This window comes from Diaminobutyricimonas aerilata (assembly GCF_002797715.1).
Lineage (GTDB): Bacteria > Actinomycetota > Actinomycetes > Actinomycetales > Microbacteriaceae > Diaminobutyricimonas > Diaminobutyricimonas aerilata.
Genome location: NZ_PGFF01000001.1, coordinates 1,648,518 through 1,665,449 on the forward strand (window position 1 = coordinate 1,648,518; position 16,932 = coordinate 1,665,449).

Below are 16,932 nucleotides of genomic sequence, written 5' to 3' on the forward strand. Positions count from 1 at the left end.
CGACGCACCTGGAGAGAAGCTGTGACAGCGATGTCGACGGGGCCGGGCGTCGTGCTCGATCTCATCCGGTCCGGTGCTGCGACGACCCGACGTGAGCTCGTCGACCGCCTCGGCTGGTCGCGCGTCACGCTCTCGCGGCGGCTCGACGAGCTGCTCGGCGCGGGCCTCATCGAGACCGTCGGTCAGCAGAGCAGCAGCGGAGGGCGCCCCCCGGAGCAGTTCGCGATCGCGGCCGACGCGGGCGTCATCCTCGCCATCGACGTCGGGGGTTCGCACACGCGGATCGGGGTCACCGACCTCAGCTCCGCCGTGTTGACCGAGGACGAGGCCGACATCGGGCTGTTCGACGGCCCCGACGAGATCTTCAGCTGGGCGATGCAGGTGTTCGATTTCCTGCTCCCACGGGTCGGGCGCAGCCGCGCGCACGTGAAGGCGGTCGGGGTCGGCGTCCCCGGACCCGTCGACGTGACCACCAATCTGCTCGGCACGCCGCAGAACGACCGGCGCTGGGAGGGCATCCGCATCGAGGACTACCTCGCGCAGTACCTCGACCGGGCGGTGGTCGCCGTCGACCGCGACGTCAACATCATGGCGCTCGGCGAACACCGACTCGCGTGGCCCGGCTACCGGGACCTCGTGGTCGTCAAGGTCGGCATGGGCATCGGATGCGCCTTCGTCTGGAACGGCGGCGTCTACCGCGGGGCCCGCGGCGGGGCAGGGACCATCAGCGCCCCGCGCACCGGGCGGCCGAGCGATCCGCTCGTGCGCCTCGAGCAGGTCGCGAGCGGACGCGTCATCCGCGATCGACTCGCGGAGGCCGGGCGGACGGTCTCGACGAGCGCCGAGATCGTGGCGCTCGCGCGATCGGGCGACCGCCTCGTCGTCCAACTGGTCGAGGAGTGCGGCGAGCTGATCGGGGCGGCCCTCGCCGATGTCGTCGGTCTCGTGAACCCGGAGGCGGTCGTCGTCGGCGGCAACCTCGCCGGCGCGGGGGAGCGGTTCCTCGGCGCGATCCGAGCCGGCATCCTCGGCACGACGCATCCGTTCTCCCGCCGCGGACTGCAGATCGAGGCCTCGAGGCTCGGGCCGAAGGCCGGCGTGCGCGGCGCCTCGCTCATCGCGCAGGACGCCCTCTTCGACGCCGAGCGGGTCGAACGCACCCTGCGCGAGGAGCCGGCATTCCGCCTCGACACGCCGAGCGTGTCTTTCGCATAGTGGTAGGCAAAAGATCGTGTCGCGTACTACAGTCACCTCAACCGGCACGGCCGGATACGCGAAGGAGCGAGCGATGACGGATGTCGGACGGGTGCACGTCGGCGAGACCGCCGTGGTCGCGCGGGCCCACGTCGCCGACTGGCGTGACGCACTCCGACTCGCCGGCGACGCCCTCGTGCGAGCGGGTGCCACCACCGCCGACTACACGGACGAGATGATCGCCGCGGTCGAGGAACTCGGCCCCTACATCGTCATCGCCCCGGGCATCGCGATCGGACACTCCCGTCCGTCGCCCGCCGTGCTGTCCACCGGTCTCAGCATCGTGACGCTCGCGACCCCCGTCGAGTTCGGCAACAAGGCGAACGACCCGGTGTCGCTCGTCATCGGACTCGCGGCCACCGACCACGACGGGCACCTCGGCACGATGTCCGCCCTCGCGACCGTGCTGTCCGACGAGCAGGCCGTGACCGACCTCATCGCCGCCCCCGACGCGGAGAGCATCGTGCAGATCTTCTCCCGCGTCGCCGACGCGACCGGCTGAGCCGGATCCGCGAACCCGAACGACCGAGCACGACCACCCGGAAGGACCGACTCAATGAAGATCGTCACAGTGTGCGGCATGGGCATCGGCACGTCAGTGCTGCTCAAGATGAACGCCGAGAAGGCCCTGCGCGCGCTCGGCGTCGACGCCGATGTCGAGGCGGCGGACATCGGCACCGCCCGCGGAGCCGCTCGCACCGCCCAGCTCGTGCTCACCTCCGAGGACCTCGCCGACGAAATCGGGGATGTGCCCGCGAAGGTCGTCGTCATCCAGAACTTCACCAACATGGACGAGATCACGAAGAAGATCACGGACGCACTGCAGTAGGGAATCCCCGGCGGGATCACCGCCCGGGTCACGATAGAGAAAGGAACCCACGATGGAGTGGTTGGTGGTCGTTCTCGACTTCCTGGGTCAGCAGATCCTCAACGTGCCGGCGTACCTCATCGGCATCATCACCGCGGTCGGGCTCATCGCGCTGCGGCGCTCCGCGGGGCAGGTGATCGGCGGCGGCCTCAAGGCGGCCATCGGGTTCCTGATCCTCGGCGCGGGTGCCGGCGTCGTAGTGGCCTCGCTCGATCCCCTCGGCCGGCTGATCCTCGCCGTGACCGGCGCGCAGGGCGTCATCCCCACCAACGAGGTCATCACCGCGATCGCGTCCGAGCAGTACGGGGCGCAGAGCGCGTACATCCTCGTTCTCGGGTTCATCGTGATGCTGCTCCTGGCCCGGTTCACCCCGCTGCGGTACATCTTCCTCACCGGCCACCACATGGTGTTCATGTCGCTGCTGCTCACCGTGGTGCTCTCGGTCGGACTCGGCGAGGAGCTCGGCTGGCTCGTCGTCATCCTCGGCGCGGTGCTGCTCGGCGTGATCATGGTCGTCATGCCGGCGTTCGCCCAGCCGTGGATGCGCAAGATCACGGGCGACGACACGATCGCGATCGGGCACTTCGGCACCCTCGGCTACATCGCCGCCGGGGCCGCCGGTCAGGCCGTCGGACGCCGCAGCCGCTCCACGGAGGAGATCAACTTCCCGCAGGGGCTGCGCTTCCTGCGCGACTCGACCGTCGCGACCGCGCTGTCGATGGTGCTGATCTACCTCGTCTTCGCGATCTGGGGCCTCATCGCGCTGCCGACCGCCGAGGCGCTCGACATCTTCGGCTCCGAGAACCAGGGCGCCTACATCATGGCCGCGTTCGGTCAGGCCCTGCAGTTCGGCGTCGGCGTCGCGATCATCCTCTTCGGCGTGCGCACCGTGCTCGGCGAGCTCGTGCCGGCCTTCCAGGGCATCGCGGAGAAGGTCGTGCCCGGGGCGAAGCCGGCGCTCGACATCCCGATCGTCTTCCCGTTCGGGGCGAACGCCGTGCTCATCGGCTTCCTCGCCTCGTTCCTCGGCGGGCTGGTGACGCTCGTGCTCATCGCCGTATGGCTCAACCCCGCGTTCGGTCTCGCGCTCATCCTGCCCGGCATGGTGCCCCACTTCTTCACCGGAGGCGGTGCGGGCGTGTTCGGCAATGCGACCGGCGGGCGCATCGGCGCCGCGGTCGGCGGTTTCGTCAACGGCGTGCTCATCACGATCCTGCCGGCCGTGCTGCTGCTCGTCTTCGGCGAGCTGGGCTTCGCGAACAGCACCTTCGGTGACGCGGACTTCGGCTGGTTCGGCACGGCGATCGGCGTGAGTCTGCTCGGCGGCCCCGTGATCGGCGTCATCGTGTGTGTCCTCATCGGCGCGGCGCTCGTGGTCGGCGCGTCGATCTTCCAGAAGCGCGTGGTCGACACCGGTTGGGTACCGGGCGCTCGACGCGACGCTCTCCTCGCGGAAGGCTCGGGGGCCGAGACCGCGACCACGACTCCTGACCGGCCAGCGGGTGGCCGGACCCAGGGCAAGTCGGGCGCCCGTCACTGACCGACGCCCGACGACGGTGCCCCGCGTCCGCTCGGACGCGGGGCACCGTCCTGCCCGCTCCGGCCCGTCCACCACGATCGGCCAGGCGCGACCGCGATAATCGACGAGTGCCGACCTACCGTGACGAAGCCGTCGTGCTGCGCACCCACAAGCTGGGTGAAGCCGACCGCATCGTGACGATGTTGAGCCGCCAGCACGGCAAGATCCGTGCCGTCGCGAAGGGGGTCCGCCGCACCTCGTCGAAGTTCGGATCCCGGCTCGAGCCCTTCATGGTCGTCGACGCGCAGCTGTACGTCGGCCGGAGCCTCGACATCATCCAGCAGGCCGAATCCCTCGGCGCCTACGGCGCGATGATCGCCGGCGACTACGCGAGCTTCACCGCCGCGAACGCGATGGTCGAGACCGCGGACCGCCTCACCGACGACGACGGCAGCCTCCAGCAGTACCTGCTGCTGGTCGGCGCGCTTCGCTCGCTGTCCCGGCGGGAACACGGACCGGGCCTCACCCTCGACTCGTATCTGCTGCGCGCCCTCTCGATCGCCGGATGGGCCCCGAGCTTCGGCGACTGCGCCGTGACCGGCGCACCGGGGCCGCACTCGGCGTTCGTCGTGCAGATGGGCGGCGTGGTGGCGGACGCGGTCGCGCCGCCCGGCGCGCCGCGCATCGACGCGGCGACACTCGACCTGCTCGGCGCCCTGCTCTCCGGGGACTGGGTGCACGCGGAACAGGCGCCGGAGGCGACGCGCGCGCAGGCCAGCGGGATCGTCGCGGCGTACACGCAGTTCCATCTCGAGCGCGGGCTGCGCTCGCTCCAGCACGTGGACCGTTCCGCCGCGGCGGCCGCGCCCCGTACGACCGTCGCTCCCGTCGTGCTCGACCGCGGTGCGGGGAGCGCTGCGCCTGCGCCGCACGACGCGAGCAGCCCGTCGGACCGGGGTTCCGCGTCCGGTGACCCCGCCGCATCCGCCCAGCCCTTCGTATCCGCCCAAACCTCCGCATCCGAACCCACCACCGCACCCGAACCGGCCACTGCACCCGAGCCCGGTACCGCGTCGGATCCGGTCGCCCCGATCCCAGGAGCCCGATGAGCCCGGTCGCCAAGACACACAAGGATGCGGTCGACTTCGTCCCGCTCGACTGGACGGGCATCCATCCGCCCGAGTTCCCCCGGGGTGCCGTGCCGGATCACGTCGCGATCGTCATGGACGGCAACGGCCGCTGGGCGAACGCCCGCGGCAAGACGCGCATCGAGGGGCACAAGGCGGGGGAGGCCGCGCTGCTCGACGTCGTCGCGGGCGCGATCCAGGTGGGCGTGAAGCACCTCAGCGTGTACGCGTTCTCGACCGAGAACTGGAAGCGTTCGCCCGAGGAGGTGCGCTTCCTCATGGGGTACAACCGCGATGTGCTGCACCGGCGGCGCGACCAGCTCAACGAGTGGGGCGTGCGCATCCGGTGGGCCGGGCGGCGTCCGCGTCTGTGGGGGTCGGTGATCTCGGAGCTGCAGTTCGCCGAGCGGCTCACCGCGCACAACAGCACGCTCACCCTCACGATGTGCGTCAACTACGGAGGCCGCAACGAGATCGCCGACGCGGTGCGCGGGATCGCCGACGACGTCGCGGCCGGGCGGCTGAAGCCGTCGGCGGTCACCGAGAAGCTGCTGCAGCGCCGGCTCTACGTGCCCGAGCTGCCCGACGTCGACCTGTTCGTACGCAGTTCGGGCGAGCAGCGCACGAGCAACTTCATGCTGTGGCAGTCCGCTTACGCCGAGATGGTGTTCCTCGACACGCTGTGGCCCGACTTCACGCGCGAGCAGCTGTGGGAGGCGATCCGCATCTACGCGACCCGCAACCGCCGCTTCGGCGCCGCCGTCGACGCCCCCACCGCCTGACGCCCGCCCTCCCCGGTCCCGCCGTCGTGTCGGAAATTCAGGAGTCCCGCTCGCGACCCGATAGCCGAGCCGTGTGATTCCGCGGCGGCGCATACGCCCGCCGGTGGCGGTTCCTGAATTTCCGACGTCTCGGCCCGGCCTCTTCCACGCACCCCGAGCCCGGTGAGGAGGCGCACGACGGGCCGTGCGCGGACCGCGCACGACGCGCTCGAGTGCGGGCTTGTCGGAAAGTCAGGAGTTTGCGCGTGGGAGCGGGCGGCGGGCCACGCGATCCCGGGGGTGCGAACGAGTTGACCGACTGGCACTCCTGAATTTCCGACACCACGACACCACTGCGGCACAACGGCACGGTGGCAGCGGGCGTGTGGGGCGGGCCGGAGAAGGGGGATCGCGTGCGGGGTTTGAGTCGGACGCACCTGAAGTGGTAGCCTCCTTCGAGTCGCAGTGACCTTAACCGCGGCCGTGCCGTCCGGCGAGAGGAACCGCGTGCAGAACCGCGCTCACGTGCCGCTCGCCGTGTCGACCGTCATCTTCGCCCTGCGTCCGCATCCCGAGACCGGGCTCAGCACGCTGTGGTTGCCGCTCGTCCGCCGCATCCGGGACCCCTTCGAGGGACTGTGGGCGCTGCCCGGCGGATGGGTGCGGGCCGACGAGAGCCTCGCCGACGCCGCCGCGCGCAACCTGCTCGAGACCACGCACGTGCGACCCGCCTACCTCGAACAGCTGTACGCGTTCGGGGATGTCGACCGCTCGCCGACCGGACGCGTCGTGTCGGTCGTGTACTGGGCGCTCGTGCGTGCGGAGCAGATCGAACGCGAACCGGAGGGCGAGAACGTGCGGTGGGTGCTCGCCGACGAGCTGCCCGAGCTCGCGTTCGACCACAACCTCATCGTCGAGTACGCGCTGTGGCGGCTGCGCACCAAGGTCGAGTACTCCCGGATCGCGCAGGCGTTCCTCGGTGAGACGTTCACGCTGAGCGAGCTCCGCCACGTGCACGAGGCGATCCGCGGCGTCGCCCTCGACCCGGCTAACTTCCGCCGCCAGATGCTCTCCGGCGACGCCCTCGTCGTCACCGACGAACGGGTCACCGGCGGACGCCACCGCCCGCCGCGCCTCTACCGCTACGACACCTCCATCGAGCTCGCCGACAACGGCCCGCTCCCGCCCTACCGACCCGAGGGGAACCGCTCGTGACCTCCGTCGCGCTGACCATCGACCGCATCCGCACCGGCCGCGCGGCGGGCACCACCTGCACGCCCGAGCTCGCGCGCGAGCCGTGGGACGCGGTGCTCGGCTACGGACCGGGCGCGAGCATGGGCGACGTGCTCCCGACCGGCTCGCCGCGCCAGGGCGGCCTGCCCGAGCAGTACCGGCAGGCCTCGACGGATGAGCTGCACGACCGCATCCGCGCCGCGAAGGCGACGCTCGGCGACCGCGTCGTCGTGCTCGGGCACTTCTACCAGCGTGACGAGGTCGTGCAGCACGCCGACTTCGTGGGCGACTCGTTCCAGCTCGCGAACGCGGCGCAGACGGTGCCCGATGCGGAGGCGATCGTCTTCTGCGGCGTGCACTTCATGGCCGAGACGGCCGACATCCTCGCGAAGCCCGGGCAGCAGGTGATCCTGCCGAATCTGGCGGCCGGATGCTCGATGGCCGACATGGCGGACCTGGACTCGGTCGAGCAGTGCTGGGCGGAGCTCGAGGAGCTCTACGGCACCGAGCCGGACGCGGACGGCCGCGTGCCGGTCATCCCGGTCACCTACATGAACTCGTCCGCGGCGCTGAAGGGCTTCTGCGGCGAGCACGGCGGCATCGTATGCACGAGCTCGAACGCCGAGACGGTGCTCGAGTGGGCGTTCGAGCGCGGTCAGCGGGTCTTGTTCTTCCCGGATCAGCACCTCGGCCGCAACACGGCGAAGCGGATGGGGGTGCCCACCTCGCGCATGCCGATGTGGAACCCGCGCAAGCCGCTCGGCGGCAACGACGTCGACGCGCTGCTGGACGCGCGGGTGCTGCTCTGGCACGGCTTCTGCTCCGTGCACAAGCGCTTCTCCGTCGGCCAGATCGAGCAGGCCCGTGCCGAGCACCCCGGCGTGCGGGTCATCGTGCACCCGGAATGCCCGGAAGCCGTCGTTGACGCCGCCGACGAGGCCGGTTCCACCGATCACATCCGCAAGGCGGTCGCGGCGGCCACCGAGCCGACGACCTTCGCGATCGGCACCGAGATCAACATGGTGAACCGGCTCGCCGCGGAGTTCCCGCAGCACACGATCTTCTGCCTCGATCCGGTGATCTGCCCCTGCTCGACGATGTACCGCATCCACCCCGGCTATCTCGCCTGGGTGCTCGAAGCGCTCGCGCGGGGCGAGACGCTCAACCGCATCACCGTCGCGGACGACGTGGCCGCGAACGCGCGCGTCGCTCTCGAGCGGATGCTCGCGGCGAAGCCGCGAGGCTGACATGCGGATCATCGTGGTCGGCTCGGGGATCGCCGGGCTGTCCGTCGCGATGCGGGCGAGCGCCCACCACGAGGTCGTGCTCGTGACGAAGGGCGCCCTCGGCGGGGGGAGCACCGCGTGGGCGCAGGGCGGCATCGCCGCGGCGGTGGACGACGCGGATGTCGCCGTCCACTTCGAGGACACGCTCGCGGCGGGTGCCGGGTTGGCGGATCCGGATGCGGTGCGCGTGTTGTGTTCTGAGGGTCCGCACCGCGTCGCGGAGCTGGTCGGGCTCGGCGTGCCCTTCGACCGCGACCGCGCCGGGTTCGCGCGCGGGCGGGAGGCTGCCCACTCGCGCCGGAGGATCCTCCACGCGGACGGCGACGCCACGGGTGCGGCCATCTCGCGGACCCTCGTCGCCGCCGTACGGCGCGCGACGGTGCAGGTCATCGAACACGCCTTCCTCGACGAGGTGTTCGTCGTCGACGGTCGCGCGAGCGGGGTGCGCCTGCTGCTGGGCGGCGACGAGGTGGTCCTCCGCGCGGACGCCGCGGTGATCGCGACCGGCGGCTGGGGCGCCCTGTATCCGCACACCACGAATCCGCCGGGGGCGACGGGCGACGGTGTCGCCGCCGCGTGGCGGGCGGGCGCCGCGCTGGCCGACCTCGAGTTCGTGCAGTTCCATCCGACCGCTCTCGCCGTGCCGGGCCGTCCGCTCGTGTCGGAGGCGGTGCGTGGCGAGGGAGCGACCCTGATCGATGAGCGCGGCCGCCGGTTCCTCGTCGACACGCACCCGGACGGGGAACTCGCCCCGCGCGATGTCGTCGCCCGGGCGATCGCCGCCCACCGGGCGAGCGGACACGAGGTGCTGCTCGACGCCACCGGGGTGCCCGGGCTCGCGCGCCGTTTCCCGGGCCTCACCACAGTGTGCCTCGAGCACGGCTACGACTGGACGCGCGAGCCGGTGCCGGTGACCCCGGCCGCGCACTATGCGATGGGCGGCATCGCGACCGACCTGCACGGACGCTCCACCGTTCCGGGGCTCTACGCCGTGGGGGAGGCCGCCCGCACCGGCGTGCACGGCGCGAACCGGCTGGCGTCGAACTCGCTGCTCGAGGGGCTCGTGTTCGCCGCACGGGTGGTCGAGGCGCTCGAGTCCGCGGACCCGTGGCGCGGTCCGCCCGTCGCCCGGGAGCAGCTGCGCGAAGCCGGGGACATCCCGATCGAACGCCACGAGCTCGCCGCGATCGCGTGGGACCACCTGGGCCTCGAGCGGGATGCGGTCGGGCTGAGAGCCGCTATCGCGCGCCTCGACACCGCGCACGTCGCCGGCTCCACCGTCCCCGATCGGGAGACCCGCAACCTCCTCGACCTCGCGCGACTCACCGCGCGGGCCGCCCTCCGTCGCGAGCGCTCCGTCGGGGCCCACCATCGCCACGACGCGGCTGCGCACATCCGCTCCGAATCCCGCCCCCTGGAGGTGGCCGCGTGCTGACCCCGCAACTCATCGACCGCGTCGTGCGCAGCGCCCTCGAGGAGGACGCGCCGTGGGGCGACGTCACGTCGGAGACGCTCATCCCGGCCGACGCGACCGCGACGGCGGTGCTCGCCGCCCGCGGTGCCGGCGTGTTCAGCGGGGGAGCGGTGTTCACCGCGGCGATGCGCGCGGCGGACCCCGCGACGACCGTGGAACTGCGACTCCCGGACGGCGCGCCGCTCGTAGCCGGCGACGTGGTCGCCGTCGTGCGCGGTCGCGCCCGGTCGGTGCTCACCGCCGAGCGGGTCGCGCTGAACCTGGTGCAGCGGATGAGCGGCATCGCCACCGAGACCGCCCGCTTCGTCGAGGCCGTCGCCGGCACGGGCGCACGCATCGCGGACACCCGCAAGACCGTGCCCGGCCTCCGCGCCTTGGACCGTCACGCGGTGGGCTCCGGGGGCGGACGCAACCACCGGTTCTCCCTCTCCGACACCGTCATGGCGAAGGACAACCACCTCGCCGTGCTCACCGCCACCGGTCGCCCGCTCGCCGAGGTGCTGCGCGAGGCGAAGAACCGCCTGCCGCACACGATGCACCTCGAGGTGGAGGTGGACCGGCTCGACCAACTCGACGACGTGCTCGCCTCCGGCGTCGTCGACACCGTGATGCTCGACAACTTCTCGCTGGAAGACCTGCGGCTCGGTGTCGACCGGGTGGCCGGACGGTGCATCGTCGAGGCGAGCGGCACCGTGTCGTTGGAGACGGTGCGCGCCATCGCGGAGACGGGCGTCGACGTGATCTCCGTCGGCGCACTCACCCACAGCGTCCGCGCCCTGGACCTGGGGCTCGATGTGACGGTCGGCGCATGATCTACCTCGACCACGCCGCGAGCGGACCGGTGCGCCGCAGCGTGCTCGAGGCGATGTGGCCGTTCCTCACCGGCGAGTTCGGGAATCCCTCGAGCACGCACGGCTTCGGAGAGCGCGCCGCAACCGCCCTCGACGACGCGCGCGCGGCGATCGCGGAGGGCCTCGGCTGGCGGCCGGCGGAGGTCGTCGTCACCTCGGGCGGTACCGAGGCGGACAACCTCGCCGTCAAGGGGCTCGCCCTCGCCCGGCCGCGCGGACGGCACGTCGTCGTCTCCGCGGTCGAGCATCAGGCGGTGCTCGAATCGTGCCGCTATCTCGAGCGATTCCACGGCTTCACCGTCGACATCGTCGGGGTGGATGCCCGGGGCGTCGTCGACCCGGAACACCTCGCCGCCCTCGTCCGCGACGACACGACACTCGTGAGCGTGCAGCACGCGAGCAACGAGATCGGCACGGTGCAGCCGGTCGCCGCCGTCGCCGAGATCGCGCACGCCCGCGGGGCGCTCCTGCACACGGACGCGGTGCAGTCGGCCGGCTGGCTCGACGTGTCCGCGGGGGCGCTCGGCGCGGATGCGGTGAGCGTGTCGGGTCACAAGCTGGGCGCTCCGAAGGGGGTCGGTGCGCTGCTCGTGCGCCGGGGGGTCGCCCTGGAACCGCTCGTGCACGGCGGTGGCCAGGAGCGCGGACGCCGCTCCGGAACCGAGAACGTGGCCGGCGCGGTGGGACTTGCGGAGGCGGTACGCGCCGTGCGCGCCGAGCGCCGCCCCGCTGCGGTCGTCGCCGTGCGTGACGCCTTCATCGACGGCGTGCTCAGTGCCGTGCCGGGAGCACGCCTCACCGGCCACCCGGAGGCGCGACTGCCGGACCACGCGTCGTTCGTGATCGAGCGCACGAGCGGCGAGGCGGTGCTGCTCGAGCTCGAGCGGCGGGGCGTGACGACCTCGAGCGGATCCGCGTGCGCAGCGGGTCGCGACGAGCCCTCGGCGGTCCTGCTGGCGATCGGACTCGACGCCGACACCGCGCGCACCGCGGTGCGGTTCACCTTCGGCGACGGGGCCGAGGCGGTCGACGTGCCGACCGTCGTCGCGGCGGTCGCCGAGTCCGTGCAGAGCGTGGGTGCGCTGCAGCATTGAGCGGTCGCGCCGGCGTCGCGGTCCGCGGCGTCGCGGTCCCGCCACCCGTGGGCGCGCTCAGGAGTCGGTGCGCTCGAGCTCCCACTCCGTCCCGTCGAGCGCGAGCACCTCGCGCAGAACGGCGCCGATCGCCGGGACGCGAGCCGATCCGGACTGGGTCACGAGTCGGATGCTGCGGTCGCTCGAGGGCGCCGTGCGGCGCACGACGGCTCCGGCGGGCACCGCGGCCGTCGACAGTGCGAGGCGGGGGAGCAGTGCGACGCCGAGTTCCGCCGCGACGAGGTTGAGCACGGCGACCGCGTTGTCGGTCTCCAACCGGATGGTCGGCGACATGCCGACCGCCTCGCACGCGGCGAGCAGATGTCCGCGGCACAACGGGCAGCCGGCGATCCACGCCTCGTCGCGGAGATCGGCGAGATCCACGGCCTCGCGCGCGGCGAGCCCATGGTCGGCCGGCAGAGCGAGCACGACGGGCTCCGTGAAGAGCTCGATCGTCTCGAGGCTGGTGTCGTCGGCGCGATGCGGATCGGCCCGATCGCCGGGATAGGCGAAGGTGATGGCGACGTCGGCGAGACCGTCCCGCAGCATCCCGATCGCTTCGGGCGGCTCGGCCTCCACATACCCCACGGTCAACCCGGGGCGATGCTCCCGCAAGCGGGCGAGCAATCGCGGCACCAGGGTCGACGAGGCGGTCGGGAACGCCGCGACCCGCACGGATCCCGCCCGCAGGCCGACCAGGTCGGAGAGTTCCCCGCCCGCCGCATCCAGCGCCGACGTGATCGCCACCGCGTGCCGCGCGAGCACCTGGCCCGGCTCGGTGAGCCGCACCCCGCGGCCCGCGCGCACGACGAGCGGCGCCCCCAGCCGCGTCTCGGCGCGACGCAGGTGCTGGCTCACGGCCGGCTGGCTGTAGCCGAGGGCACGCGCCGCCGCGCTGATCGTGCCGTGCTCGGCGATCGCACGCACGATGCGTACCGAGAGCAGGTCGAGTCCACCCAACGCTTCCATCACACCAGCTTATGGAACGCATGGCACACATGTTCTTGTGGCATGTGTCATGCCGGCGAGATGCTGACGGCATGGTCTCGCCCGAACTGTCCTCCGCCATCGCCGAATTCGGTGAGCCCCGCGGCTACCTCGCGGCCGCATCCATCGGCCTGCCGCCCCGCCGCGCGGTCGAGGCGCTCACCGCCGACCTCGCCGCCTGGGCCGCCGCCGACCGCGATCCGCAGGGCTACGACCCGGTGATCGCCGCGACCCGTGCCTCCTACGCCGACCTCGTGAACGTGCCGGCGTCGAGCGTCGCGATCGGCTCGCAGAGCTCTGTGCTCACGTCCCTCGTCGCGGCCGCCGTGCCCGAGGGCGCCGAAGTGCTGCTCGTCGACGGCGACTTCTCGTCGATCGAGTTCCCGTTCCTGCAGCGCCCGGGCGTGCGCGTGCGTGCCGTGCCGCTCGAGGAACTCGCGGACGCCGTCACCGACGAGACGTGGATCGTCGTCTTCTCGCTCGTCCAGTCCGCGACAGGGCGCGTGGCCGACACGGCCGCCATCCTCGAGGCCGCGCAGCGGCACGGCGCGTACACCTTCTGCGACACCACCCAGGCGGCCGGCGTGCTTCCGGTCGACGCGTCGCCGTTCGATGTGACGGTGTGCCACGCGTACAAGTGGTTGTGCGCCCCCCGCGGGGTCGCGTTCCTCACGGTGAGCGAGCGGATGCTCCCGCTGCTGACCCCGACGCAGGCCGGCTGGTACGCGGGGGACGACGTGTGGTCGAGCTGCTACGGCCCCGCGATGAACCTCGCCCACGACGCGCGTCGCTTCGACGTGTCTCCCGCCTGGCAGGCGTGGATCGGTGCAGAGCAGTCCATCGGGCTCTTCGCCGGGCTCGACATCGACGAGGTGTGGCGCCGCGCGAGCGGACTCGGCGACGCGCTGTGCGACGCCCTCGGGGTGCCGCAGCAGCACCAGGCGATCGTGACCTGGCCCGACCCGACGGGCGCCGACCTCGCGCGGCTCACTGCGGCGGGCATCCGCGCGTCGGGTCGAGCCGGTCGCGTGCGGGCCGCGTTCCACCTCTGGAACGACGAGTCGGACGTCGCCGCCGTCGTCGCCGCGGTGCGCTGACCCGTTCCCGTCGGGGCCGTCGCCCTTCAGGATCCGTCGTCGTCCGTTCCACGTCGGAGGTCGGCCACCGGTCCGTCCATCCACCGCTCGACGTCCGCTCGTGAGCTCAGCCGCACGACCGTGAGCGACGGATGCGCCGCGGCTGCCTCCGGCACCTGCTCCTTGTACTTGTTGCGGGTCGAGATCGCCCAGCGCACCACGTTCTCGCGGTCGGTGAAGATGGTGTGCAGCGGCGGCTCCACGTTTCCGTTCCACAGCACCTCGCGCGTGCGGGCGCGGCGCAGTGTGCGCCGCACCACCCGGGCGAGAGTGAGCGGGAACGGCAGGTCGAGCCAGACGAGCGTGTCGGCGCGAGCGGCGAGCAGTGGTCGCGCCGACGTGTACTGCCACTCGGTGATCCACTCGTCGCGAGCGGCGAGGTGGCGCACGTCGTCGAGGAACTCGGGTCGCGGCGTCCATTGCGGGCCGTGGTGCAGCGCGTCGAGCTCGGTGTGCGGGATCCCGGTCACCGCGGACAACCGGCGGGCGAGCGTCGTCTTGCCCGATCCGGAGACGCCCGCGACCAGGATGCGGCGCGGTCGGTGGGGGAGCGGATCGCCGGCGAGGAGCACGGGCCCGATGGTAGTGCGAGGGGCGTCACCCGCTGATCACTAGACTGGTGATCCCTGCCGACCGGCGAACCAGCTCGGCTGATCCCAGGAGAAACGACCCCGTGGCGACCACTGCACTCGATTCCGTCATCTCACTCGCGAAGCGTCGCGGCTTCGTCTTCCAATCGGGCGAGATCTACGGCGGATCCCGGTCCGCGTGGGATTACGGACCCCTCGGTGTGGCGCTCAAGGAGAACATCAAGCGCCAGTGGTGGCAGCAGCTCGTGCAGGGCCGCGACGATGTCGTCGGTCTCGACTCCGCCGTCATCCTGCCCCGCAAGGTGTGGGAGGCATCCGGACACGTCGCCGTGTTCAGCGACCCGCTCGTCGAGTGCCTGCACTGCCACAAGCGCTACCGGGCCGACCACCTGCTCGAGGAGTTCGAGGAGAAGAAGGGCCGCGCGCCCGAGAACGGCCTCACCGACATCGCGTGCTCGAACTGCGGCACCCGCGGCCAGTGGACGGAGCCGCGCGAGTTCAGCGGGCTGCTGAAGACCTACCTCGGGCCGGTCGACGACGAGGCGGGCATGCACTACCTGCGTCCGGAGACGGCGCAGGGCATCTTCGTCAACTTCGCGAACGTCCTGTCGGCGGCGCGCATGAAGCCGCCGTTCGGCATCGGTCAGATCGGCAAGAGCTTCCGGAACGAGATCACGCCGGGCAACTTCATCTTCCGCACGCGCGAGTTCGAGCAGATGGAGATGGAGTTCTTCGTCGAGCCGGGCACCGATGAGGACTGGCACCAGTACTGGATCGACGAGTCGTACCGCTGGTACCGCGACCTCGGGCTCAAGGAGGAGAACCTCCGCCTCTTCGAACACCCGCAGGAGAAGCTGAGCCACTACTCCAAGCGCACCGTCGACATCGAGTACCGCTTCGGCTTCACGGGTGGCGAGTGGGGCGAGCTCATGGGTGTGGCGAACCGCACCGACTTCGACCTGACCACCCATTCCGAGGCATCCGGAACCGACCTGTCGTACTTCGACCAGACGAAGAACGAGCGCTGGACCCCGTACGTGATCGAGCCGGCGTTCGGCCTCACGCGTGCGCTCATGGCGTTCCTCATCGACGCGTACTCCGAGGACGAGGCGCCGAACACGAAGGGCGGCGTCGACAAGCGCACCGTGCTGCGGCTCGACCGGCGCCTCGCGCCGGTGAAGGTCGCCGTGCTGCCGCTGTCGCGCAACGAGCGTCTCTCGCCGGTCGCGCGCGACCTCGCCGCCGACCTGCGCAAGTACTGGAACATCGACTTCGACGACGCGGGCGCCATCGGCCGCCGCTACCGCCGCCAGGACGAGATCGGCACCCCCTTCTGCGTCACTGTCGACTTCGACTCCCTCGACGACCAGGCCGTGACGGTGCGCGAGCGCGACACGATGTCGCAGGAGCGCATCTCCCTCGACAACCTGCGCGGTTACCTCGCGGGCCAGCTCCTCGGCGCCTGACCCGCCCGCGCGCCCGGCGCCGGCCTCCGCATACCGCGGCACGACCGGTGCCCTCCTCGATCGCCAGGTGTCGGAAATTCAGGAGTCGGGCGGTGCCCGGGGTCGGCGCACCCGGAATCGCGGCACAGCACACCGGGCACTGACCGCGCATTCCTGAATTTCCGACGCTCTGAGCGTGGTTGTTCGGTCCCGCGCGTCCACCACACGGCGCGACGGCTGGCCGTTGTGCACGGATCCGCGATCGACGCACCGTCGCGGGAGCCGGTTCGCGACCGTGGTCGACGTGAGCATTGCGGACTGGGTGGATGAGCTGGGCGGCATGGCGCAGAAGCAGCAGCTCGTGCGTCGAGGCGCCGGCGATCGGCACCTGACCGCAGCCGTTCGTACGGGGGAGGTGATCCGGGTGCGCAACGGCTGGTACACGACGCTTCCGACCGACGATCCGCGCGTCCGTGCGGTCCGCGTCGGAGGTCGGTTGACGGGGGTCTCCGCGATCGCGGCGTGGGGAGGGTGGGTCGAGCGGTCGACGACGCTCCATGTCGCGGTGCCGGTGAACGCCGCGCGGCAGAGGTCACCGGGGAACCGTCGACGGCGACTAGCGCGCGGCAGAGACGGCGTGGTGCTGCATTGGGAGGAGCGCGAACGGTCCGCACACGGCGACAGCATGTTCGTCGGCCTGGCGGACGCACTCCGACGCGCCGCGCTCGACGAGCCGCTCGAGGTTGCCGTCGCCGCTTTCGATTGGGCGATGCGCACCGGGCGCTTCGAGCGGACGGATCTCGAACGGGTGCTGGAGGAGCTGCCCGCCCGGCTGCAGGTGCTCGCCGCTCTGGTGGACCCGGCACGCGAGTCGTTGCCGGAGAGCCTGCTCTGCACGCGCGCACGGCTGGCCGGCCATCGCGTTCGTACCCAGGTGCCGATCACCGGCACATCACAACGCATCGACGTCGTCGTCGACGGGATCGTCGCCGTGGAGGTGGACGGCCGCGAGCACCATCTGCTCACCTTCGAACGCGACCGCGCGAAGGATCTCTCGATCACCCGCGACGGGTACCACCCGCTACGGCCCACCGCGCGGCTCGTCTTCGACCGGTGGCCCGAGGTGCTGGCGGCCATCCGTGCTGCGATCGCGGCCCGCCGCTCCGCTCTCAGCGTCGGAAACTCAGGAGAACCGCCGGGCGGTCCGCCGGGACGCCGCATGCTTCCGGCCTTCGCGTCCCGATGAAGTACCGCGCACCAGCCTGGCT

At 71.7% G+C, this 16,932-nt stretch carries 15 protein-coding genes and 1 pseudogene; 14 read left to right on the top strand and 2 right to left on the bottom strand.

Translation table 11 applies throughout. From position 1 onward, the window contains the following. Positions 1 to 30 precede the first annotated feature (30 nt). From CLV46_RS07905 to CLV46_RS07955, 11 genes and pseudogenes are all read left to right on the top strand, one after another. A complete protein-coding gene (locus CLV46_RS07905) occupies positions 31 to 1,215 on the top strand; it encodes an ROK family transcriptional regulator (protein WP_100364269.1) in 1,185 nt (394 codons plus the stop codon). Positions 1,216 to 1,288: 73 nt separating this feature from the next. Beyond that, positions 1,289 to 1,756 (top strand): PTS sugar transporter subunit IIA, encoded by a 468-nt coding sequence (locus CLV46_RS07910; protein ID WP_100364270.1) that lies wholly within the window; start codon positions 1,289 to 1,291, stop codon positions 1,754 to 1,756. 54 nt (positions 1,757 to 1,810) lie between these two features. Next, a complete protein-coding gene (locus tag CLV46_RS07915) occupies positions 1,811 to 2,083 on the top strand; it encodes a PTS sugar transporter subunit IIB (protein ID WP_100364271.1) in 273 nt (90 codons plus the stop codon). 52 nt (positions 2,084 to 2,135) lie between these two features. Further along, entirely contained in the window at positions 2,136 to 3,662 is a 1,527-nt protein-coding gene (locus tag CLV46_RS07920) for a PTS ascorbate transporter subunit IIC (RefSeq protein WP_100364272.1), read from the top strand. Between the two features lie 107 nt (positions 3,663 to 3,769). Next, positions 3,770 to 4,495: pseudogene (gene recO, locus CLV46_RS07925) on the top strand (DNA repair protein RecO); the annotation flags it as partial. Positions 4,496 to 4,746: 251 nt separating this feature from the next. Continuing rightward, positions 4,747 to 5,550 (top strand): isoprenyl transferase, encoded by an 804-nt coding sequence (locus CLV46_RS07930; RefSeq protein WP_100364273.1) that lies wholly within the window; start codon positions 4,747 to 4,749, stop codon positions 5,548 to 5,550. A 486-nt stretch (positions 5,551 to 6,036) separates the two neighbouring features. Then, positions 6,037 to 6,744 (top strand): NUDIX hydrolase, encoded by a 708-nt coding sequence (locus tag CLV46_RS07935; RefSeq protein ID WP_100364274.1) that lies wholly within the window; start codon positions 6,037 to 6,039, stop codon positions 6,742 to 6,744. Further along, entirely contained in the window at positions 6,741 to 8,009 is a 1,269-nt protein-coding gene (gene nadA / locus CLV46_RS07940; RefSeq protein WP_100364275.1) for a quinolinate synthase NadA, read from the top strand. Before CLV46_RS07935 ends, nadA begins: the two co-directional genes overlap by 4 nt. A 1-nt stretch (position 8,010) precedes the next feature. Then, complete coding sequence (gene nadB, locus CLV46_RS07945) at positions 8,011 to 9,483, top strand: L-aspartate oxidase (protein WP_100364276.1); 1,473 nt, start codon at positions 8,011 to 8,013, stop codon at positions 9,481 to 9,483. Beyond that, entirely contained in the window at positions 9,477 to 10,334 is an 858-nt protein-coding gene (gene nadC, locus CLV46_RS07950; RefSeq protein ID WP_100364277.1) for a carboxylating nicotinate-nucleotide diphosphorylase, read from the top strand. Before nadB ends, nadC begins: the two co-directional genes overlap by 7 nt. After that, positions 10,331 to 11,467: a cysteine desulfurase family protein gene (locus CLV46_RS07955; RefSeq protein ID WP_100364278.1), complete on the top strand. Its 1,137-nt coding sequence runs from the start codon at positions 10,331 to 10,333 to the stop codon at positions 11,465 to 11,467. Before nadC ends, CLV46_RS07955 begins: the two co-directional genes overlap by 4 nt. Before the next feature lie 57 nt (positions 11,468 to 11,524). Here the strand turns inward: CLV46_RS07955 and CLV46_RS07960 are convergent, their stop codons facing one another. Continuing rightward, on the bottom strand, positions 11,525 to 12,475 hold the full coding sequence (locus tag CLV46_RS07960) for a LysR family transcriptional regulator (protein ID WP_100364279.1): 951 nt from the start codon (positions 12,473 to 12,475) through the stop codon (positions 11,525 to 11,527). A gap of 71 nt (positions 12,476 to 12,546) precedes the next feature. On the opposite strand from CLV46_RS07960, the gene CLV46_RS07965 reads away from it, so the two are divergent. Then, the gene (locus tag CLV46_RS07965) at positions 12,547 to 13,590 is read left to right on the top strand and encodes an aminotransferase class V-fold PLP-dependent enzyme (protein ID WP_100364280.1); all 1,044 of its coding nucleotides are present in this window, start codon (positions 12,547 to 12,549) and stop codon (positions 13,588 to 13,590) included. A gap of 26 nt (positions 13,591 to 13,616) precedes the next feature. Here the strand turns inward: CLV46_RS07965 and CLV46_RS07970 are convergent, their stop codons facing one another. Further along, positions 13,617 to 14,201 carry a P-loop NTPase family protein gene (locus CLV46_RS07970; protein WP_100364281.1) on the bottom strand — a complete coding sequence of 195 codons (585 nt, stop codon included), beginning with the start codon at positions 14,199 to 14,201 and terminating at the stop codon, positions 13,617 to 13,619. Positions 14,202 to 14,302: 101 nt separating this feature from the next. On the opposite strand from CLV46_RS07970, the gene CLV46_RS07975 reads away from it, so the two are divergent. Together CLV46_RS07975 and CLV46_RS07980 are read left to right on the top strand one after the other, a co-directional pair. Continuing rightward, positions 14,303 to 15,685 (top strand): glycine--tRNA ligase, encoded by a 1,383-nt coding sequence (locus CLV46_RS07975; protein WP_100364282.1) that lies wholly within the window; start codon positions 14,303 to 14,305, stop codon positions 15,683 to 15,685. 283 nt (positions 15,686 to 15,968) lie between these two features. Beyond that, a complete protein-coding gene (locus tag CLV46_RS07980; protein ID WP_157802268.1) occupies positions 15,969 to 16,910 on the top strand; it encodes a glycyl-tRNA synthetase in 942 nt (313 codons plus the stop codon). Positions 16,911 to 16,932 lie beyond the last annotated feature (22 nt).